We start from the raw sequence: 19,400 nt of genomic DNA on the forward strand, positions 1-19,400 counted from the left end.
CCGTGTCCGGTGTCGTTCCAGAGACTAACCCAGGTTATTCCTCATCATGGAATGAAGCTGCGTCATTTCGGAACTCAACTCGCGAGTAGGCCGGTGTCGTGCTATTGACAACGGCCTCGATCGTCAGGCTAACTGTCACGAACGCGGAAAATTCATTCCACATCACGGAACTCCGCGAGTGTAGGAGCGCGGTCATCGATGACCGTCCGACCGAAAGTGCAGACATGAGCACTGAGCAGCACACAGCCCCCGTCGACGGACCGGTTTCGGAGGTCACCGGCACCGTCCCGGCCGGGCTGAGTCCGAAGCTGTACAACGACGACCTGGCACCGACCAGCCGCGTCGGACGACGCTGGAACACCTACAACATCTTCACGTTGTGGGCCAACGACGTACACAGTCTCGGCAACTACGCCTTCGCCATCGGTCTGTTCGCGCTCGGGCTCGGCGGGTGGCAGATCCTGACCGCCCTGGTGCTGGGTGGGGTGTTCCTCTTCCTGCTGCTGAATCTCTCCGGCTTCATGGGGGAGAAGACGGGCGTGCCGTTCCCGGTCATGAGCCGCATCTCGTTCGGGTTCCGCGGCGCCCAGATCCCCGCCCTCATCCGCGGTGGGGTGGCGATCGCGTGGTTCGGCATCCAGACCTACCTCGCGTCGGTCGTCCTGCGAATCATGCTGGTGGCGCTGTTCCCCGGCGCCGCCGACCTGGACACCAATCGTTTCCTCGGGCTCTCCACCCTGGGCTGGATCTCGTTCGTCTCGCTGTGGGTGATCCAGGTGATCATCGTCAGTTACGGCATGGAGATGATCCGTCGCTACGAGGCCTTCGCCGGTCCGGTCATCCTGGTCACCATGGTCGCCCTGGCCGTCTGGATGCTGAGCAACGCCGACTGGACCATCGCGTGGTCGACGCCCTATTCGCTGACCGGCGTGGACATGTGGCTCCAGATCATCGGCGGCGCGAGCCTGTGGGTGGCGATCTACGGGACCTTCGTCCTCAACTTCTGTGACTTCACCCGCAACGCGGAATCGCGAAAAGCGATCGTGCGCGGGAACTTCTGGGGCATCCCGCTGAACATGCTGCTCTTCGGCGCCATCGTGATCACCCTCGCCGGAGCGCAGTTCCGCATCAACGGCACAGTCATCGAGTCGCCGTCGGACATCGTCCAGACCGTTCCCAACACGTTCCTGCTGGTGCTGGCCTGCCTCGCGCTGCTGATCCTCACTGTCGCCGTGAACCTCATGGCCAACTTCGTCGCGCCGATCTACGCGCTGTCCAACCTGTTCCCGCGCCACCTCGACTTCCGGCGCGCGGCGCTCGTCGCCGCGATCATCGGCTTGGTCATCCTGCCGTGGAACCTCTACAACTCGCCGGCGGTGATCAACTACTTCCTCGGCGGACTCGGTGCCCTTCTCGGCCCGCTGTTCGGTATCGTCATGGCCGATTACTGGCTCGTCCGCCGTTCGCGAATCGACGTGCCCGCGTTGTTCACCGAGGCACCGGGCGCCGCCTACCACTACCGGAACGGGGTCAACATGCGGGCGATCCTCGCGCTCGTCCCGACTGCGGCCATCGCCCTGGTGATGGCCTTCGTCCCGGCCTTCGAGGTGATCTCGGAGTTCTCCTGGTTCATCGGCGCCGGTCTCGGTGCGATCGTGTACCTGGCGGTCGCCGACCGTCGCGGTCCGTTCGCCGAGGTGTCGGGCGAGTCGATCTCCGTCGCCAGCACTCACTGACCCACAAAGGACATCACCGTGCGCATCCTGGTCGCCAACGTCAACACCACCGTGTCGATGACCGAGGCCATCGCCGACTCGGCCCGCTCGGTCGCCTCCCCGGGGACCGAGATCGTGGGGATCACACCGCGTTTCGGCGCCGACTCGTGTGAGGGGAATTTCGAGTCCTACCTCGCCGCGATCGCCGTGATGGACGCGATCCTCGCCTACCCCGAACCGTATGACGCGGTCATCCAGGCCGGTTACGGCGAACACGGCCGAGAGGGACTCCAGGAGCTCCTCGAGGTGCCGGTCGTCGACATCACCGAGGCCGCGGCGTCGACGGCGATGTATCTGGGACACCGCTTCTCGGTGGTGACGACCCTGGACCGGACGGTCCCGCTCATCGAGGACCGGCTCAAGCTCGCCGGCCTCGACCAGCGGTGCGCATCGGTGCGGGCGTCGGGACTCGGTGTGCTGGAACTCGAGTCGGACCCGGAGCGGGCCGTGAAGGCGATCGTGGAACAGTCCACGCGTGCGGTCAGCGACGACCACGCCGAGGTGATCTGCCTCGGGTGCGGCGGCATGGCCGAACTCGAGGAGCAGGTTCGTGAGGCGACCGGAGTGCCGATCGTCGACGGTGTGCGGGCGGCGGTCACGATCGCCGAAGGTCTTGTCCGAATGGGGCTCTCGACGTCGAAGATACGGACCTACGCCCCGCCGCGGGAGAAGAAGATCACCGGCTGGCCGTTCAACCGCTAGTCCGCCTTCGCCGCCTGCGGCCACCGGGGATCCCGTCCGGTCAAGGCGGCGAGGCGGTCGACGAGGGGTGCGTCGTCGGGTACCTCGACCACCGGCCCGAACATGCCGTCGCGCTCTTCCTGCGGTTGGGGTGGGTAGTGGAGGTCGAAGACGACCTGGAGGATGTCGTCGGAGATGTCGAACGGGATGCCCATGGCACGTGCGATGTCCCATCCGTGCAGCACGAGTTCCGACAGCGCCACGAGTCCCATGATCTCGGCCGGCAGTTCGACACCGCCCGCCCGGGTCATGCCGTCCCAGGCGGCGGGGTCATCCCAGGAGTCGGCGAGGTCGTGGACGTGGCGACGCAGGTCGTCGCGCCACTGCGTCGAGAGCTGACTCTGCGCTGGGTCCGGCGGCGTCGAGGTCAGCGGTCCGAAGTCCTTCCGCGCCGCGGCCGCGAAGGCCTGGGACAGGCCGTCGACGTGGGCGACCAGCGCGGCGAGGTCCATGTCGCCGCAGGGGGTCGGACGGCCCAGGTCGGCGTCGGCGACTGTGGCGGTCAGAGCGAGCATGTGATCGGCGGCCGCCGATATCGATCGTGCCTGCGTGGTGTCGGTGGGCATGGGACTCCCTCTCGTCGTGTGTGCACTCAACAAGGCTGACCCGCTCGACGCCGGTTTCTCATCGGCCGCACCGATGCCCCCGTACGGTGGTCACGTGACCTCTCCGATCCGCGAGTACACGACCATCAGTCATCCGACGCCGAATACCCGTGTCTGGCACGAGATCCAGGGCGCCGGGCAGCCGCTCGTGCTGCTCCACGGCGCCTTCTCGGGTGCATCGTCGTGGGGCGGGCAGGTGCCGGCCCTTGTGGACGCGGGGTGGAAGGTGTTCTGTCCGGAGCGTCACGGTCACGGACACAGCCCGGACGTGACCGACGAGTTCCACTACGCGGACATGGCCGAGGAGACGATCGCCTACCTCGACGAGGTGGTCGGTGGTCCCGCCGAGATCGTCGGGTGGAGCGATGGCGCGGTGGTGGGTGTGCTGGTCGCGCTGCGCCGGCCCGACCTGGTCCGGCATCTGGTACTGATCGGCCAGTACTACAACAGTTCGGGCCGGGCGGTCGGCGGCATCCTCGACGCGCTCGATTCCGCCGATGACGAGCTGATGAAGTTCTTCGCTGCGGACTACGCGTCCGAATCCCCGGACGGGGCAGAACATTTCCAGGTCATCTTCGACAAGACGATGGCCATGATCAACTCCGAACCCGAAATCGATCTCCGTGATCTGGCCGCGATCACCGCACCGACGCTGGTCATGCAGGGTGACCGCGACGAGGTGACGCTCGAGCACAGCCGCGACGTCGTCGCCGCCATTCCGGGTGCCCGGCTGGCCGTGATCCCCGGGACGCACCTCATCCCGATCGAGGCGCCGCAGGCGGTGAACGCGGTCCTCGTCCAGTTTCTCGGCGCGGAGTGAGCCGGCGCCCTCAGTCCGGGACCATCGCCGAGAACGCGTCGGCCAGGGTGGGGTAGAGGTCGAGAGTGTCATCCAGGCCCGTCAGCCGCAGGGGCCGAGTGATGGCGGGATGCCCGCCGACGACGCCGAACCGGCCGCCGGCCGGGGTGACGGCCGCGTGCGCGGCGAGGAGCGCGGCGATGCCGGACGACGCGAGGAAGTCGGTGGCGGTGAGGTCGACGATCAGCCCCCGGGGTCGCTCGCTCACTGCTTCCAGCACGGCCGCACCCAACTGCGGGACGGTGAGCAGGTCGATGCTGCCGTGCACAGTCAGGATTATGAGTTGATCGCGCTGCGTCGAGATCACTGCCAGCGCGCGACCTGCCCGGGACGCGTCCTGGTCATCGTCGACGACCACCGGTTCGAAGCTGTCTGCCCTCATGTAGCCCTGCCTCCCTGTTCGCTCGAAGTCGCCCGTCCGTGAGATGGCAGCGCCTCGAGGTCCGCCTGGTGGCGTCGGCAGTTGGCTTCACCGGTGCCTTGGTGTGTCCTCGATATGACGTTCGGCGCCGTCGAAGACGCGGATGGCTGCGTGCCCCTCCCCGAGCACCGCGACATACCCGGCGACAGCTACTGCGCTGATGAGGAGCAGGTACCAGCCGGCAGCGTGATCGAAGGCCAGCAGGTAGAGCGCGGTCAGTGTCGCGGCGCAGATCGCCGCGGCCGGCAGTGCCGGAAGCCATCGTCTGTCTCGCAGGACGAGTATCGCCGCCTGACACTGCACGGCGATCTGCATCAGGGCCAGGAGCGCCCCGGCGCCGGCCATCCCGAGCAACCCCGGCAGTGTTCCGGTGTCGGAGAGGGCCGCAGTCGCGACGGTCGCGAGAATCGCGACCGAGCCGAGGGCTGCTCCGACCGTCGGGGAGGTGAAGCGCGCGAAGTCCTGGTCTACAGAGGTCTCGGGGTTGTCGACGGAAAGGTGCATGACTTCTGTCTAACGCCTGATGCACTTCGGCGGTAGTATGCACAATATTGTCCATATGGACGAGGATGTCCACGCCGACGGCAGGGGTCTGACGATGGAGAACGAGGGCGAGTCCGTTCTGCGCGACCCGGTTCGACGTGCCTACGAGGTGTGCCCCGTCGAGGTGAGCGTCGCCGTGCTCGGCGGTTCCTGGAAGATGACCATCGTCAAGAACCTTCTCGAGGGGCCGTTGCGATACGGCGCCCTCGGGCGGGCAGTCGGTCCGGTCACGCCACGAGTGCTCACCCGCCAGCTACGTGAACTCGAATGCGACGGCATCGTGCAGCGCACGGCCTATCCCGAAGTCCCTCCGAGAGTTGAGTATTCGCTCACCGAACAGGGACGGGCGCTGCGCCCCTTCGTCACCGCCCTCAACGAGTGGGGGAAGACCTACGCGACCGAGGTGATCGAACCCAAGGTCGCGCAGCGGGAGAGTGCGGCGAGCTGAGTCGAGGTCGGAGTTGGTCCGAGGAGGTGTCAACACAGCGGACCTCCCGGCGACTGCGGCAACCGCCGCGCCGGCGACCTCCGAGCCACCGAGTCATTGAGCCCTTCGCTCCACGTCACCGTACGAAGCGTCGGGTCTCAGAAGGAATGACCGCTGGGACGAAAGCCGAATCCGGGCTACAACCGGCCGATCTGGAGGACGACGATCTCGAGGTCGAGGCGGTTCAAGAGTTGGCCGTTGCGCGCAACCTCGTCGAAACCTGCGGCGTTCGACCCGGTCTCGGCACCGAGATGGCGACGCGCCTCTCGCTCACCAACTTCGGTTTGCTCGGATTCGCAATGCTCAGCAGTGCGAATGCAAGGGAGGCGCTTTGGGTCGCCCCGCAGGCGCTACAGATAGGCAACCGGTTCGTCGACATCAGCGTCGACATGAGTCAGTCGGTCGGACATATCGAGTTGCTTTGACGAGACACCCTGCCCGTCTGAACATGGGCCGCCGAACACTGCATCGACGCCTCGAACAGGAGGGGACAACCTTTCGGGTCCTGACCGAGGAGGTTCGTCATGAGGTCGCGGTCGACTTACTCGGCGTCCTCGGCGTCCTCGGCCTCACCGTTCAGGAGGCCGCCTCGCGTCTGGGCTACTCGATTGCCGCGGCCTCCAGCCGATCCTTCACCCGGTGGACGGGCAACCCTCCCAGTACTTATAGAAGGTGATCCCGAAGTGTTCCGCGGAACACTCTCGACCTCGGGTTGAGGCTCGAGGAATTGTCGGTGCCTGGCGATACCTTGTTCCTGTACTTCTCGCTCGGTTCAGGGGGTTGCGTTGGGGTTCAGTGCTTTTCGTTGCGGTGGAGATGCGTCGTCGATGTTCGATGGTGCGGATCCTGAGTCGCTGACGGATGAGGTGCTCGAGGCGCGGGTGCTGGGTATGCCGCTCGGATCACGGCTTTGACAGCGGACTTCCTTGAACTGGTGGCAGAACTGGATGGGCGGGAGTCGTGGCGGGGGCCGGGGATTCATTCGCTGGCGCACTGGTTGTCGTGGAAGGCGGGCATCGCACCGCGAACGGCGCATGAGCAGTTGAGGGTCGCCAAGGCGATACGGGAATTGCCGGTGATCCGCACGGCGTTTCGCGAGGGTCGGCTGACGTATTCGAAGGTCCGCGCCCTGACACGGGTGGCTACGCCGGAGCGGGAGGCGGAGTTGGTGAATCTGGCGTTGTCGTGCACGGCGAGTCAGTTGGATCGGGCGGTACGGGCGATGGGCCAGGTCGACCGCAACTGTGGCGTCGAAGAGGAAAGCCGGCCACCGGTGGAGTCGACGGGCCGGTGGAAGTGGAACGATGACGGGTCGTTGTCGGTGTCGCTGCGGTTGAGTCCGTTGGATGGGGCGCGGTTTTTGGCCGGGACGGTGCGTGCGGAGTATGAACGCACCCGGACCTGCGATGATCCGGATCTACCGTCGGCTGAGAGTGTTCCGCGGAACACTGACGCCGGTTCGGCACCTGAGGATTCGGAGGTGGTTCCGTCTCGGCGTCGGGATCTGTGGCGGCAGGTGCCGTCGAATGTTGCGCCGGCGGTGGTGGCGATGGCCGACATGGTGCATGACGGGATCGCGATGCCCGATCTTGCGCCGGGTGCGGAGATCCTGATTCATGCCGGTGACGGGGTGGAGTCGGCTCATCTCGATGACGGTCCGGCGTTGTCGGAGGTTGAGGTGGCCGAAGCTCGGTGTGGGGCGTCGACGCGGGAGGTGGTGAGCCGCGGGGTGCCTGGGCGGCCGGGGAAGTTGGCGTTGTTGGGGGTGGGTCGTCGGAAGCGGGCGCCGAACAAGGCGTTGGTGCGGGCGTTGTTCGTGCGGGATCGGTGTTGTCAGGTGCCGGGGTGTGGGCGGACGCGTCATCTGCATGCCCATCATGTGGTGTTCTGGTCGGCGGGTGGGCGGACGGATCCGGACAATCTGATCTTGTTGTGTGGGTCGTGTCATCGGTCGTTGCATCGGGGCGAGTTCGCGATCACCGCGCATGGGTTGCAGCGGTTCAGCTTTCATCGGCCGGACGGGACGGAGATCGAGGTGGCGCCACCGACTTCGAGGCCGGGCGGGTGGCGACCCGATCAACGGATCGGGGTAGATGCGACGGTGCCGATCGGTGGGGGTCGGATGGATTTGGGTTACACCACCGAGGTGCTCTACGCGGTGTGGGAATGGAAGCAGCGCAACGAGACTCGCTCAGCACCAGTCGTCCGAGAGGCGGCGTAGCTATTCGTCGCGCAGCTCATCGATGTCGGTCCGCGTGATCTCGGTGAGCCGGTCGAGGATTCGGGTGTAGGACGGGGACTGGCGGTGGACGAGGGAGGTGTGGGTCTCGCCGTCGAACATGTGCAGCTCGGCCGAGCCGCCGGCGGCGTCAAGGGCGGTCGCGTAGCGGCGGGAGTTGGTCGGGTCGACATCGTCGTCGGCCAGTCCGTGGAACAAGGTGACCGGTAGCGCCGGATCGAGATTGCGGATGGGGTCGACCGAGTCATAGCGCGCGGGGACCTGTCGTGGTGTGCCACCCAGGACATGGGTGATCACCCGGTTGTTGCCGTGGTCGACGGCGTAGCGCATGTCCAGCGGGCCGGAGATGGACACCGCCCGGGATGGAACGAAGGCCGGACGCGAACCCACTTCGTCATCGGTGAGGCGATGGCGCGTGCCGCCCCACACGGCCAATTGCGCACCGGCGCTGTGACCGACCACCAGCTCGTCGTCGATTCGCAACTGCGGGTAGGTCTCGGCCATCGCGGGCACATGGTCGAGTGCTCGGGCCACGTCGTGGAAGGTCGTGGGCCACCCTCCGCCGGTGCCCAGACGTCGGTACTCCACGTTGTAGACGGCCAACCCCCGGTCGGCGAGGTCTCTGGCCATCTCGTCGAATTGCTCTGCACCGGCCCGGCTTTCCCAACCGCCACCGTGGATGATCGTCACCAGCGGCAGCGAGTCGTCGTCGCGGGCGCCCGCAGGCAGGTACAGATCGGCCCAGTTCTCGGCGGGGTCGGCATCGTCGGAATCGAGATACTCGACGCGGACGACGTCGAAGGATTCGGTCCCCGCGGGGACCGGGGGAGCCGTCGCGGGTCCGTGCGCAGCCGATGGCGTACCGAAAGACGTTGATGGCGTTGACGACTGCTGGTCCGGCGGAGTCGAGCAACCACCGGCCACGAGCGCGATCACGCTGACAGCCACCGCGACAATCCGACGTCTCATCGCCTCACCGCAAACCGGAGGGCACGATCTTGCCGTTGACCGTGACGGTCACCTCGCCGGTCTCGGTGTTCTCGGAGATCTCGCCGTGCTCGAAGGTGACCACCTCGAGGTCACCGTCGACCGTCACGTCGCTCGTGGGCACACCGAGCGGCCCGGCCGAGCCGTTGGTGCCGAGGAGCAACGGGGTGCCGTCCGGAGCGCGCTCGGTGTTCCAGGCGTCCCGGATCTTGCCGGAGGTGACGATGTACCCGGGCGTTGCGGGGTCGCTGTCCCTCGCGATGATCACGCCACCGCGGAACTGTTGGTAGACAACGCCACTCTCTCGTGTCCCCGCGTTGTGATCCCCGGTCAACGGCTTGCCCAGGGCGGCCCGCTGTGCCTCGGTCGCCGACGCGTACTTCGTTGCGATCGGACCGGTGAGGGTCACCTCGACATCGTCCTCGCCCATGACCGTCGTCTCGGTGGGCTTCGCGTTTTCCACGACAGGAACGGGGCCCGTCGTGTCGCCGGCCGCTGAGGTCGTCGTCGAACCCCCGGTCGTCGAGGCTCCGGAGGGTGACTCGTCGGCGTCTGACGTGCCGCAACCGGCGGCGATCAGTGTGATCGCGAACAATCCGGCGACCAACTCGGAGCGGCGGGATGCCACCAGTTTCATGTGATCCTCTCGACCCTCGACTCGTCGGCCTAGGTGTATCACGGACCGCGACCCGTCGCCGAGCGGCTGCGGTTCACCCGTGCCGACGGCGGTACTCGCCCGCGGCACCCGGATGCAGGGGGATGGGTCCGGTGAGGATCAACGACTGCGCGTCGAGGAACTGGCTGCCGATCGCCTGGGCGGGCACGAGGTGAGCAGCCTGGTCGAGCAGGACGTCGGCGATGGCCGCGGCGGTCGCATCCGGTACATCCCGACGGGCGAGCAGGAGATTCGCGATCCCGACGGTGGTGACCGCGGGGTGCCGGCCGTAGATGTCGGCCGGGATGCGTACGGGCTCGTATGCGGGTCCGAACCGCTGTCGTAGGCCCGCGACTACGCCACCGAGGTCGAGCAGGACGATCGGCACGCGCAAGTCGGTGAACGCCGGGGTCGGCAGACCGCCCGCCCACATGACGGCGTCGACCTCTCCCGCGGCAAGGGCGGCGCCAGCGTCGGCCATCGTCTGCTGGACCGGGCGGATGTCGCGGCCGGCATCGAGGCCGGCTGCGGCGAGTACCCGCTCGGAGAGTCCGGCGGCGCCGGACCCCGGTGCTCCGACACTCACCGACCGCCCGCGCAGGTCGGCGACCGTCGCGATCCCGGACCCGGTGCGGACCGCCACCTGAAAGTAGTTCTCGTACACGCATCCGAGCGCCGTCAGCTGTGGGCCCGCGCGCTCGATGGCCGTGTCGCTGAGACTGATGGCGAGTTCCGCGGAACCGTCCGCCAGGGCGTCGAGGTTCTCAGCAGAGCCGCCGGATTGCCGCGGGCGGATCTCCGGCGCGCCGGACCGGTCCGCCGCCGCGGCGAGAAGACCGGCGAACTCCCAGAAGAACCCGCCGGGCTCTCCCGCCGCGAGGCGGACCGGTGCGCCGCGTTCGGTTCCGCACGCGGTCAGGAGAAGCAGCGCGCCCAGGCCGGTGGCCCCGCGGAGCATAGTCCGCCGGTCCACCGGCCCGCGCGCGAACGACATGATGACACCTTAGGCCCGCCGGGCAACGGCCTCTGCGTCGAGGAATGCCCGCCCCTGCTCGCGATCGAGCGGGGTCTCCGCCTTGTTGCGCAAGACGAAGATGTAGACCATCAGCGACACCGCGATCACGACGGTGACGTAGGCGATGAACCACGGGACATGACCGCCGTTCTTCGCGGCCTGGTAGATCAGCGGTGCGGTGCCGCCGAACGCCGAGTTCGCGAGCGCGTAGCCCAGACCCACTCCCAGCGCGCGGACGTGAGAGGGGAAGAGCTCCGCCTTCACGATCGCGTTGATGGAGGTGTAGCCGGTGAGGATGATGTAGCCGATGGCGAGCAGGGTCAACGACGTTGCCACCGAGGTTGTTTGGGGCAGGTAGGTGATCAGGACGTAGGTGTACAGGACACCGCCGACGCCGAAGAAGATGAGGACGGGTTTGCGTCCGACCTTGTCGCTGATCATTCCGCCGATCGGCTGCAACACCATCAGGAAGATCAAACCGATGAGGTTGATCCAGGTCCCGGTGCGACCGTGGTCCTCGTAGGCGGTCTTGACGATGGCCGGTGCGTTGACGCTGTAGGTGTAGAAGGCGATGGTGCCGCCGATGGTGACCAGGAAGCAGACCAGCAGGGGTCGCCAGTAGTTCAGGACGAGTTCGCGGATCGAGCCGGACTCGGAGTCGGCCCCGCTGCGGACGGCCTCCAACTGCTCCGGGGTGAGCGACTCGTCCATGCTGCGGCGCAGCCAGAAGACGACCACGGCGGCCACGCCGCCGATGAGAAACGCGATGCGCCAACCGAAGTCGGAGATCTGGTCCTTGTCGAGGAAGCCCTGCATCACCAGCAGGGTGAGCTGCGCCAGTACGTGTCCGCCGATGAGTGTGACGTACTGGAACGACGAGAAGAAGCCGCGACGCTCGCGGGTGGCCGCCTCGGACATGTAGGTGGCCGACGCGCCGTACTCACCGCCGGTCGCGAACCCCTGTACCAGTCGACAGAGCACCAGGACGACCGCCGCCCACACGCCGATCGACTCGCGACCCGGTGTCAGCGCGATGACGAGGGAGCACGCCGCCATCAACGACACGCTGAACGTCAGCGCCGCCCGGCGGCCCCGACGGTCCGCGTACCGACCGAAGAACCAGGAGCCGACCGGCCGCATCAGGAAGGTGACGGCGAAGATGGCATACACGTAGACGGTCGAGTTCTTGTCGGCCGAGTCGAAGAACTGGCTCTCGAAGTACGTCGCGAAGACGGTGTAGACGTAGACGTCGTACCACTCGACGAGGTTGCCGGAGGACCCGCGCAGGGTGTTGAGCACGGCACGACGCGTCGCCGCGGCCGACGACGTCGGCGGTGCGCTCCGGGCGTTCGCGGGCTGCCGGGTGGGCGAGTCGGTCATCAGGGTCCTCCAGGTCGTCGAACGTGCACCCGACCCGGTCCGGCGTCGGTGCCCCTAACACTGTGAACGCAGTCACAGGCGGAACGGAAGCCGATCGCCGTTTCCTAACAGTCCCTTAGGACAGGTCGTCCACGGCCTAGTGGAATGGGACGTCGGCCGCCGGGATCCAGAGGTCCACCCGCAGTCCCGCGGGGCGTCCGGCGGTCACCTCCAGTTCGCCGCCGGCTCCTTCGACAAGGGCCGCGGCGATGGCCAATCCGAGTCCGGAGCCCGGCCCGCTGCCGGACGACGCGCGGAAGAACCGCTCCGTGATCCGTGGCAAGTCGTCGGCCGTCACGCCCTGTCCGGTGTCGGCGACCCAGACCCGGATACGCGCTCCCTCGGATCGACAGCCCAGCTCTACGTGGGCACCTTCCCCGGCGTGGTTGACCGCGTTGCTCATCAGGACGTCCATCGCCCGGATGAGGTCGTCCTCGTCGAGCGCGGCGATCACCGACCCGGGCCGGGGCGGCGAAGTGATCGACGCCGACATCCCCGCGTCGGCGAGCGCGTCCGCCCAGAAATCGTGGCGCTCGACCAGCACGGCGGCGACGTCGCAGACCCCTGTGGTGGAACCGGCGGGCCGCGACTCGGCGGTGGCGAGGACGAGTAGGTCGTCGACGATGCGGTCGAGCCGGTCGATCTCCACGATGGTCTTCTGATGCGATTCCAGCGAGCGGCCGGTCAATCCGAGGCCGAGGGTGTCGAGGCGAAAGCGGACCGCTGCCAAGGGATTACGAAGTGCGTGCGCGGTGTCGGCGACCAGGCGGCGTTGGGCGGCGGTGGCGTTCTCGACGTCGTCCGCCATCGCGTCGAAGATCCGGGCCAGCTCGCGGACCTCCGGTGGGCCGGTGTGCCGTTGACCGGGCGGCCCACCCGGGGGCGTGTCGTGCGCTGACGGGCCGCTGTCGATGATCGAGGCGCGCAGCGAGCGCACCCGTGCCGACAACGCCGTGAGTGGGCGAACCGTCCACCGCGACAACGCAACCGCGATCATCGACCCGATCACGAGCATCGCGAGGGCCCCGGCGGCGATCACTGCCCACGTTCCGACGACATCGCGTTTCGCCGCCGTCGTCGATGCCTCGATGACGACCGCGCCGTCGACCTGGGTGCCCGTGCCGATCGGCATGGCCACGAGTACCGAGTCGGGCGACCAGGGTGTCAACCCCGACGCGATCCGGGTGCGTTGATTGCGCAGTGCCTCGGAGACGGCCTCGGCGACCTCGGGTGACCGGGCCGAGAGGCCGGCCGAGGCGCGCGTCGTGCCGGCTCGATCGACCACCAGGACACCTTCGTCGTAGAGGTCGCGGTAGCGCTCGGCGGCCCGCTGGAGTTCCGTACCCCGCATCTCCGGGTCTCGATCCGCGAGGTCGGTGAAATAGACCGCGGACGCGGTCCGGCTCTCGGTGAACCGTTGCAGCCGTTCACGACTCGCCGTCGTCGCGAGAGGTACCGCCAGGCCCAGGACCACGATCGCCGAATAGACGACGAGCACGAGCAGTACGCGGCGCCACATCGTTCAGGAACCCCAGCGGTAGCCGTACCCGCGGATCGTCTCGATCACGCCCGGCCTGCCGAGCTTGGCCCGGAGCGCGGTCATGTGGACGTCGAGGCTGCGCGAGATGGCGACGTAGGCGTCGCCCCAGATCGCGTCCATCAACTGTTCGCGGCTCACCGCCTCCCCCCGGCGGGTGACGAGGTGCGCGAGGAGTTCGAACTCCTTGGGAGTGAGGGCGACGTCGGTGCCGGCCACGGTCACCAGTCGCGCGTCGAGATCGACGACGATGTCGCCGGTGGCGATCTGTCGCGCCGCGGGTGGAGGTGCGTCGGCGGTGCGCCGACGGGCGGCCACCTCCAGGCGGGCCATCAGCTCGCCGAGGCGCGCCGGTTTCACCACATAGTCGTCGGCGCCCCCGCGCAGCGCACGCACCACCGACCTCTCGTCCTGCCGCGCGGTGAGCACCACGACCGGCATCTCACTCACCGCCCGCAGCCTGCGCAGCACGGTCAGCCCGTCCTCGTCGGGCAGCCCCAGGTCGAGAAGCGCGAGGTCGAAGTCCCGGTGACCCAGGAGGAGATCGGCGCCGCGGCGCATGCGACGGGGCTCGTGCCCGACCTCGTTCAGGGCGTCGACGAGTGCGTCACCGACCCCGTCGTCGTCTTCCACCACCGCGATACGCATCGTCTCTCACGGTACGACAGGAACCGGAGGCGACCTCTCAGAGCACGATCTGCCGATTCACGTCCTTGTATAGGAGGTACCGGAAGTTCGACGGCCCGCCGGCGTAGCAGGCCTGCGGGCAGAAGGCGCGCAGGGACATGTAGTCGCCCTCCTGGACCTCCACCCAGTCCTCGTTGAGCCGGTAGACGGCTTTGCCCTCCAGGACGTAGAGGCCGTGTTCCATCACGTGGGTCTCGGCGAAGGGGATCGACGCGCCGGGCTCGAAGGTCACGATGTTGACGTGCATGTCGTAGGCGAGGTCCTGGGGATCGAGCATTCTCGTTGTGCGCCACGCGCCGTCGGTGTCGGGCATCGGGGAGGGCTCGATGTCGCGCTCGTTGCCGAACTTCGGGGCCGGCTCGTGGCCCGCGATGGGCTCGTAGCGCTTTCGGATCCAGTGGAAGGAGACGGGGACATCGCCGCGGTTGTGTGCCGACCACGGTGTGCCCGCGGGCAGGTAGCCGAAGCCGCCGTCGGTCAGGACGTGTTCCTCGCCCGCGATGGTCACGGTCAGCGATCCGGCGGTGACGAAGACGAAACCCTCGACCTCCGACTGCGGTTCGGGCGCAGCCGATCCGCCGCCCGGGGCGACCTCGACGATGGTCTGGGCGAAGGTCTGCGCGCCACCGGGTACCGGGCGGTTGAGCACCCAGGCGCGGGTGTCGGTCCACTCCGGGAAGACCGAGGTGACGATGTCGCGGAGCACGCCGCGCGGGATCACCGTGTACGCCTCGGTGACGACCGCGCGGTCGCTCAGCAGGTCGGTCTGCGGCGGGAGTCCACCGGCGGGGGTGTAGTACGGCGTCGCGTTCATCGGGTTGTCCTTTGTGAGTGGGGGAGTGCGAAGTCGCGCACCTTCTCGATGGGCAGATCGGTCGCGGTCTCGACCTCGTCGACGGTCAGTGCGCCGCACACCTCGCCGCGTCGGATGAAGCCGGCGAGTGCGCGGGCCGTCGCCGGTTCGTCGAGCACCGACGACTCGAGCTTGTGCGCGTAGTTGCGCAGACGCACTGCGGCGGAATCGAATCCGTCGCGATAGAAGGCGTATGTGGCCAGGAAGCGGGTGACGAGCTGCGCGGGGTGGAGGTCCCACCCCTGATAGAAGCCGCGCTCGAGGTGGCGCCGGACCAGTCGCGCGTGCAACGCCCAGCCGGCTTCGACGGCCTCGGCGTCTCCGACGGGGAGGATGTTCGTCGATCCGTCCGACAACCGCACACCGGTGCCGGCCGCGGCGAGTTGCATCACGGCCTTCGCGTGGTCGGCGACGGGATGTTCCATCGACTGATACGCCGCGGCGATGCCGAGGGATGCCGAATAGTCGTAGGTTCCGTAGTGCAGTGCGGTCACCCGGCCCTCGCCGGCCTGGATCATCGCCGCCACGGCCGCGGTGCCGTCGGCGCTCATCACCGACTGCGGGGTCTCCACCTGGATCTCGAAACCGATGCGACCCTGCGGAAGTCCGTGAACCCGCTCGAGTTCGCGGGCGACGGCGACCATCGCGACGACCTGGTCGGTCGAGGTGACCTTGGGCAGCGTGAGCGTCAGACCCGCCGGGAGGTCCCCGGTGTCCGCCAGGCCGGCGACGAACAGATCGAGGGTGCGCAGGCCGCGGGCGCGGACGTCGGCCTCGAAACACTTGAAGCGGATGCCGAGGAACGGCGGTGAGGCGTCGCCGGCCGCCCGGATCGCGGCGACGGCGGCGCTGACGTGCGCGTCCTCCTCGTCATCGGCGCGGACACCGTAACCGTCCTCGAAGTCGATGCGCAGATCCTCGATGGGCTCGGTGCGCAGCTTGTTCTCGACGAGATCCGCGAGCGCGGTGGCCGCCGAGTCGGTCCGGGCGACGGTCGAGCGGGCGATCGCGGCGAGGCCGCCGTGGTCGGCGGCTGCCTCCAGGGCGGAATGGCCCCACTCCCGGGCGAGCTCGGCGGTGTACCGGTCGGCGGGAACGTAGACCGTGTGGACCGGCTGCCGGCTCCCGTCGTCGCCCGGATACCGATCGGATAGCACCGCGTCCGACGGTGCGAGGGCGGCCTCGATCTCAGCGAGGAAGGTCGCGCCGAGGCGACCGGGTTGCACGCTCATGGCGCCCCTTCGTGTCGGATCAATGGAAATCAAATTCCGCAGAGCGGAGTTTACTCCAGAACTGTCGGATGCGACCACCCGTGTGCGCAGACGGACCCTGATTGTGGTTTCACATCATGGAACGTAGCGTGATGCCGGACTGTGGAGGTGGCGATGGCGGGGAACTCCGGCGGTGTGCAATCCGTCGAGCGCGCATTCGAACTGCTCGAGCTCATCGGGCGCGCCGGCGGCGAGTGCTCACTGAGCCATCTGTCGGCGGAATCCCCGCTTCCGCCCCCGACCATCCACCGGCTGCTGCGAACACTCGTGGGAATCGGGTATGTCCGGCAGCTCCCGAACCGGTCGTACGCCCTGGGCCCCCGGCTCATCCGACTCGGCGAGGTGGCCAACCGGCAGCTCGGCGCGGTCGCCGCACCCGTCCTCGCCTCCCTGGTCGGCGAACTCAGCGAGACCGCAAGTCTCGCCGTCCTCGACGGCGACATGGTCATCTACGTGGCGCAGGTTCCGTCCCCGCACAGCATGCGCACCAACAACGAGGTCGGCCGTCGGGTCACGATGCACAACACCGCGGTCGGCAAGGCCGTGCTCGCCGAACTCGACGATGCGCGCATCCTCAAACACGTCACGCAGGCCGGGCTCACCCCCGCCACCCAATGGAGCGTCACGTCGCTGTCGGGTGTGTTCGCGGCCGTCGAGCAGGTACGGGCGAGCGGGGTCGCCACCGACGAACAGGAACACGAGGTCGGCGTCTGCGGGATGGCGGTCGCCGTCCCCGGTGCGCCCACGCCCATGGCGGTCGGGATCTCCGGGCCGGTCGCCCGATTCGACGACGGGCTCCGGGCCCGCGCGGTCGGGGCGCTCCGCACGGCCGCGGAGACCGTGTCCGAGGCACTGATCGGGTCGCGCGAGTAGGCCTTCGGCAAGCTCAGGCGGCAGGGGTGCGGCTCAGGCGGCGGCAAAAGAGCTAGATGGTCAGTTTCGTGGGCGTCGTGCGGTTGGCGCCGTCGCCGCTGGAACCATCGCCGACCTGACCGTCGTTGTTGAATCCCCAGCAGTACACCGACTTGGCCGCCATCGCGCACGACGTCCCGTTGCCGGTCGAGATCGAGGTGACGTCGGTCAGCGTCGAGACCTCGCGGGGGATCTTCACCGACCCGCCGGACGAGCCGAGCTGGCTGCGGTCGTCGTCTCCCCAGCAGAAGGCCCGGTTGTCGGAGACCGCGCAGGTGGTGCCCCAGTCGGTGGAGATGGCCGAGACGCCGCTCAGATTGCCGACCTGAACGGGGGCCTGGCGGGTCTCGGTGGTGCCGTCGCCGATCTGGCCGTAGGCGTTGGAACCCCAGCACCACGCGTCGCCACCGGCGACCGCACAGGTCGTCTGGAAGTACGTGCTGGTGTTGGTGTTCGGATCGTCGTCGTCGGATGCCTCGTGGTAGCCGCCGACGGTGATGTCGGTGACGTCGGTCAGCGCGCCGACCTTCACCGGCGCCGAGCGCGCCGTCGTGCTGCCGTCACCGATCTGCCCGTTGTCGTTGGCGCCCCAGCAGAACGCCGAGCCGTCCGACACCGCGCAGGTGGTGCCGTAGGCGGTGGTGATGTCGGTGACGACGCCGAGTCCGGGGACCTTGGTCGGCGCCGAGACCGGGTCGGTGCCGCCGCCGGTGCCGAGCTGGCCGTATTCGTTGTTCCCCCAGCAGTAGGCGTCGGTGCCGGCGACCGCGCAGGTGGTGCCCCAGCCGGTGGAGATCGCCTTGACGTCGGAGATGGCGCCGACCTTGGTCGCGGAGTCCACGGTCGAACCGCTGGAACCGTTGCCGACTTCGCCGTAATGGTTGTTGCCCCAACAGAATGCGTCGCCGGCGGCGATGGCGCAGGCCGTCGAGACGTAGGCGTTCTCGCCGGTGAGGTAGCCGCCGGTGGTGACCGCGGTCGCGTTGGCGACCCCGGTCACCGCCACCGGTCGGGTGTGCGGCGTCGTGGAACCGTCGCCGAGCTGACCGGAGTCGTTGTCGCCCCAGCAGTGCACGCTGCCGTTGACCACTGCGCAGCTGCTGCCGAAGTTCGTGCTCACCACCGGCTGCGCGACGGTCGCCTTCTCCGGGTCGGCGACGGTACTGCCCAGGACGGCGAGTCCCACGACGGCGGCGACCACCAGCAGCAACACGGCGCCGAGGACGCCGGCGACGATGAGGCCGGTCCGCTTCTTCTTTTTCGGCGGGACCGGCGGCATACCCGGGTAGCCGACCTGGGGATGCCCGGGCTGCGCGTGCGGGCCCGAGAGGTGAGGGGCCGAGGAGTACATCGGCTGGGGCCCCGACGGCTTGTTCATCAGCGGCTGCGGGCCCGACGGTCCGGTCATCGTCGGCTGCGGCGGCGGGGTGTATTGGCCATGGGGTGGGCCGAACTGCTGCTGGGGTGCCGAGGGGTGACCCGTGGACGGGCCGCCGGTGCCACCGCCGACGAGGGTGGGCGGCGGAACCGAACCCGCGATCATCGTGTTGCCCTGTGCAGCAGGGGATTCGAGCGCCGACTTCAAGGCGGCCGCGAAACTGCGGCAGTCGGGATAGCGGGATGCGGGATTCTTCGACAGGGCGCGCTGGAACACCGGGTCGAGGTGCGCGAGGTCGCCGCGCAGCTGGCCGATGTGGGGGACCGGGCGCTGGATGTGGCCCAGCATCACCGACGGTTCGGACTGTCCGACGAAGGGCGGCTGCCCCGCGAGCATCGCGTAGGCCGTGCAGGCCAGCGAGTACTGGTCCGACCGGGCCGTGGCGTCGGCGCCCTCGAGTGTCTCCGGGGCCGAGAAGGCGACCGTCCCGATGAACGAATGGGTGCCGGTCAGGTTGGCCGAGCCGGCGAGCTTGGCGATGCCGAAGTCGAGCACGAGGGCGCGTTCGACGGCGTTCGTCGCCGGATCGCGCGTGACCAGGATGTTGGCGGGCTTGATGTCCCGGTGCACCACGTGGTGGCGGTGCGCGTAGTCGAGGGCATCGGCCACCTGTCCGACGACCGTCGACACCTCCGCCGGCGTCAGACGTTCCTCGGTGAGGTCCTTGCCCTCGACGTAACTCATCGAGAACCAGGGCGAGCCGTCCTCGATGCCGTACTGGTGGATGGTGATGATGCTGCGGTGGTCGAGCTTCGCGGTGGTGCGGGCCTCGTTGGTGAAGCGCTGGTTGAACCCGGGCTGGGCACTGACCGCCGTGGAGATGACCTTCAGGGCCTCCCGCCGCTCGAGTTGCAGGTTCTCGACGAGGTACACCTCGCCCATACCGCCCGCGCCGAGCTGGGAGACCACGCGATAACCGGCGATGTGGGTGCCGGGACTCAACGGCACGGCGTCAC

General features: G+C 68.1%; 19 protein-coding genes and 1 pseudogene. 8 read left to right on the forward strand and 12 right to left on the reverse strand.

Translation table 11 applies throughout. From position 1 onward, the window contains the following. Nucleotides 1-224: 224 nt before the first annotated feature. Nucleotides 225-1,736: an NCS1 family nucleobase:cation symporter-1 gene (locus MVF96_RS06015; RefSeq protein WP_247451659.1), complete on the forward strand. Its 1,512-nt coding sequence runs from the start codon at nt 225-227 to the stop codon at nt 1,734-1,736. Nucleotides 1,737-1,754: 18 nt separating this feature from the next. Further along, nucleotides 1,755-2,477, forward strand: a complete 723-nt coding sequence (locus MVF96_RS06020; RefSeq protein WP_068970589.1) for an aspartate/glutamate racemase family protein — start codon at nt 1,755-1,757, stop codon at nt 2,475-2,477. Here MVF96_RS06020 and MVF96_RS06025 read toward each other — a convergent pair. Next, nucleotides 2,474-3,082 carry a TIGR03086 family metal-binding protein gene (locus MVF96_RS06025; protein WP_068970588.1) on the reverse strand — a complete coding sequence of 203 codons (609 nt, stop codon included), beginning with the start codon at nt 3,080-3,082 and terminating at the stop codon, nt 2,474-2,476. The two genes, MVF96_RS06020 and MVF96_RS06025, sit on opposite strands and share 4 nt — an antisense overlap. Before the next feature lie 94 nt (nt 3,083-3,176). Here MVF96_RS06025 and MVF96_RS06030 point away from each other — a divergent pair, with 94 nt between their 5' ends. Beyond that, complete coding sequence (locus tag MVF96_RS06030) at nt 3,177-3,941, forward strand: alpha/beta fold hydrolase (protein WP_068970596.1); 765 nt, start codon at nt 3,177-3,179, stop codon at nt 3,939-3,941. A gap of 10 nt (nt 3,942-3,951) precedes the next feature. Here the strand turns inward: MVF96_RS06030 and MVF96_RS06035 are convergent, their stop codons facing one another. Both MVF96_RS06035 and MVF96_RS06040 read right to left on the reverse strand, forming a co-directional pair. After that, nucleotides 3,952-4,362, reverse strand: a complete 411-nt coding sequence (locus tag MVF96_RS06035; protein WP_137810531.1) for an STAS domain-containing protein — start codon at nt 4,360-4,362, stop codon at nt 3,952-3,954. A gap of 87 nt (nt 4,363-4,449) precedes the next feature. After that, a complete protein-coding gene (locus tag MVF96_RS06040) occupies nt 4,450-4,905 on the reverse strand; it encodes a hypothetical protein (RefSeq protein ID WP_058251642.1) in 456 nt (151 codons plus the stop codon). A 94-nt stretch (nt 4,906-4,999) separates the two neighbouring features. On the opposite strand from MVF96_RS06040, the gene MVF96_RS06045 reads away from it, so the two are divergent. The 4 genes and pseudogenes from MVF96_RS06045 to MVF96_RS06060 all read left to right on the forward strand — a co-directional run bounded on the left by MVF96_RS06045 (nt 5,000) and on the right by MVF96_RS06060 (nt 7,652). Continuing rightward, a complete protein-coding gene (locus tag MVF96_RS06045; protein WP_058251692.1) occupies nt 5,000-5,392 on the forward strand; it encodes a winged helix-turn-helix transcriptional regulator in 393 nt (130 codons plus the stop codon). Nucleotides 5,393-5,538: 146 nt separating this feature from the next. Beyond that, complete coding sequence (locus tag MVF96_RS06050; protein ID WP_159370262.1) at nt 5,539-5,856, forward strand: AraC family transcriptional regulator ligand-binding domain-containing protein; 318 nt, start codon at nt 5,539-5,541, stop codon at nt 5,854-5,856. Between the two features lie 23 nt (nt 5,857-5,879). Then, entirely contained in the window at nt 5,880-6,107 is a 228-nt protein-coding gene (locus MVF96_RS06055; RefSeq protein WP_159370263.1) for a helix-turn-helix domain-containing protein, read from the forward strand. 151 nt (nt 6,108-6,258) lie between these two features. Beyond that, nucleotides 6,259-7,652, forward strand: a pseudogene (locus tag MVF96_RS06060) (HNH endonuclease). Here MVF96_RS06060 and MVF96_RS06065 read toward each other — a convergent pair. The 8 genes from MVF96_RS06065 to MVF96_RS06100 form a co-directional block, all read right to left on the reverse strand. Continuing rightward, on the reverse strand, nt 7,653-8,639 hold the full coding sequence (locus MVF96_RS06065) for an alpha/beta hydrolase (RefSeq protein ID WP_247451660.1): 987 nt from the start codon (nt 8,637-8,639) through the stop codon (nt 7,653-7,655). Nucleotides 8,640-8,643: 4 nt separating this feature from the next. Continuing rightward, a complete protein-coding gene (locus MVF96_RS06070) occupies nt 8,644-9,294 on the reverse strand; it encodes an LGFP repeat-containing protein (protein ID WP_068972653.1) in 651 nt (216 codons plus the stop codon). Nucleotides 9,295-9,367: 73 nt separating this feature from the next. Then, nucleotides 9,368-10,306, reverse strand: coding sequence for a TAXI family TRAP transporter solute-binding subunit (locus MVF96_RS06075; protein WP_247451661.1), 939 nt, complete (start codon nt 10,304-10,306; stop codon nt 9,368-9,370). A 9-nt stretch (nt 10,307-10,315) separates the two neighbouring features. After that, nucleotides 10,316-11,707, reverse strand: coding sequence for an MFS transporter (locus MVF96_RS06080; protein ID WP_226512702.1), 1,392 nt, complete (start codon nt 11,705-11,707; stop codon nt 10,316-10,318). A gap of 136 nt (nt 11,708-11,843) precedes the next feature. Beyond that, on the reverse strand, nt 11,844-13,265 hold the full coding sequence (locus tag MVF96_RS06085; RefSeq protein ID WP_247451662.1) for a sensor histidine kinase: 1,422 nt from the start codon (nt 13,263-13,265) through the stop codon (nt 11,844-11,846). Between the two features lie 3 nt (nt 13,266-13,268). Beyond that, the gene (locus MVF96_RS06090; protein ID WP_068972650.1) at nt 13,269-13,931 is read right to left on the reverse strand and encodes a response regulator transcription factor; all 663 of its coding nucleotides are present in this window, start codon (nt 13,929-13,931) and stop codon (nt 13,269-13,271) included. Nucleotides 13,932-13,968: 37 nt separating this feature from the next. After that, nucleotides 13,969-14,784 carry a bifunctional allantoicase/(S)-ureidoglycine aminohydrolase gene (locus MVF96_RS06095; protein ID WP_247451663.1) on the reverse strand — a complete coding sequence of 272 codons (816 nt, stop codon included), beginning with the start codon at nt 14,782-14,784 and terminating at the stop codon, nt 13,969-13,971. Further along, the gene (locus MVF96_RS06100) at nt 14,781-16,055 is read right to left on the reverse strand and encodes a DUF6986 family protein (protein WP_137810525.1); all 1,275 of its coding nucleotides are present in this window, start codon (nt 16,053-16,055) and stop codon (nt 14,781-14,783) included. Before MVF96_RS06100 ends, MVF96_RS06095 begins: the two co-directional genes overlap by 4 nt. A gap of 153 nt (nt 16,056-16,208) precedes the next feature. Here MVF96_RS06100 and MVF96_RS06105 point away from each other — a divergent pair, with 153 nt between their 5' ends. Beyond that, nucleotides 16,209-16,967: an IclR family transcriptional regulator gene (locus MVF96_RS06105; RefSeq protein WP_065631960.1), complete on the forward strand. Its 759-nt coding sequence runs from the start codon at nt 16,209-16,211 to the stop codon at nt 16,965-16,967. 52 nt (nt 16,968-17,019) lie between these two features. Here MVF96_RS06105 and MVF96_RS06110 read toward each other — a convergent pair whose 3' ends face one another. Beyond that, nucleotides 17,020-19,392: a protein kinase domain-containing protein gene (locus MVF96_RS06110; protein WP_247451664.1), complete on the reverse strand. Its 2,373-nt coding sequence runs from the start codon at nt 19,390-19,392 to the stop codon at nt 17,020-17,022. Nucleotides 19,393-19,400 lie beyond the last annotated feature (8 nt).

Source organism: Gordonia hongkongensis (genome assembly GCF_023078355.1).
In the GTDB taxonomy this organism is placed as follows: Bacteria; Actinomycetota; Actinomycetes; order Mycobacteriales; family Mycobacteriaceae; genus Gordonia; species Gordonia hongkongensis.

Excerpts from the sequence above, each read along its gene's own strand:
- MVF96_RS06070 (WP_068972653.1), bottom strand. The coding sequence starts at position 9,294 with ATGAAACTGGTGGCATCCCGCCGCTCCGAGTTGGTCGCCGGATTGTTC.
- MVF96_RS06015 (WP_247451659.1), top strand. The coding sequence starts at position 225 with ATGAGCACTGAGCAGCACACAGCCCCCGTCGACGGACCGGTTTCGGAG.
- MVF96_RS06040 (WP_058251642.1), bottom strand. The coding sequence starts at position 4,905 with ATGCACCTTTCCGTCGACAACCCCGAGACCTCTGTAGACCAGGACTTC.
- MVF96_RS06075 (WP_247451661.1), bottom strand. The coding sequence starts at position 10,306 with ATGTCGTTCGCGCGCGGGCCGGTGGACCGGCGGACTATGCTCCGCGGG.
- MVF96_RS06080 (WP_226512702.1), bottom strand. The coding sequence starts at position 11,707 with ATGACCGACTCGCCCACCCGGCAGCCCGCGAACGCCCGGAGCGCACCG.
- MVF96_RS06045 (WP_058251692.1), top strand. The coding sequence starts at position 5,000 with ATGGAGAACGAGGGCGAGTCCGTTCTGCGCGACCCGGTTCGACGTGCC.
- MVF96_RS06090 (WP_068972650.1), bottom strand. The coding sequence starts at position 13,931 with ATGCGTATCGCGGTGGTGGAAGACGACGACGGGGTCGGTGACGCACTC.
- MVF96_RS06095 (WP_247451663.1), bottom strand. The coding sequence starts at position 14,784 with ATGAACGCGACGCCGTACTACACCCCCGCCGGTGGACTCCCGCCGCAG.
- MVF96_RS06035 (WP_137810531.1), bottom strand. The coding sequence starts at position 4,362 with ATGAGGGCAGACAGCTTCGAACCGGTGGTCGTCGACGATGACCAGGAC.
- MVF96_RS06105 (WP_065631960.1), top strand. The coding sequence starts at position 16,209 with ATGGCGGGGAACTCCGGCGGTGTGCAATCCGTCGAGCGCGCATTCGAA.
- MVF96_RS06085 (WP_247451662.1), bottom strand. The coding sequence starts at position 13,265 with ATGTGGCGCCGCGTACTGCTCGTGCTCGTCGTCTATTCGGCGATCGTG.
- MVF96_RS06100 (WP_137810525.1), bottom strand. The coding sequence starts at position 16,055 with ATGAGCGTGCAACCCGGTCGCCTCGGCGCGACCTTCCTCGCTGAGATC.
- MVF96_RS06055 (WP_159370263.1), top strand. The coding sequence starts at position 5,880 with ATGGGCCGCCGAACACTGCATCGACGCCTCGAACAGGAGGGGACAACC.
- MVF96_RS06050 (WP_159370262.1), top strand. The coding sequence starts at position 5,539 with ATGACCGCTGGGACGAAAGCCGAATCCGGGCTACAACCGGCCGATCTG.
- MVF96_RS06065 (WP_247451660.1), bottom strand. The coding sequence starts at position 8,639 with ATGAGACGTCGGATTGTCGCGGTGGCTGTCAGCGTGATCGCGCTCGTG.
- MVF96_RS06025 (WP_068970588.1), bottom strand. The coding sequence starts at position 3,082 with ATGCCCACCGACACCACGCAGGCACGATCGATATCGGCGGCCGCCGAT.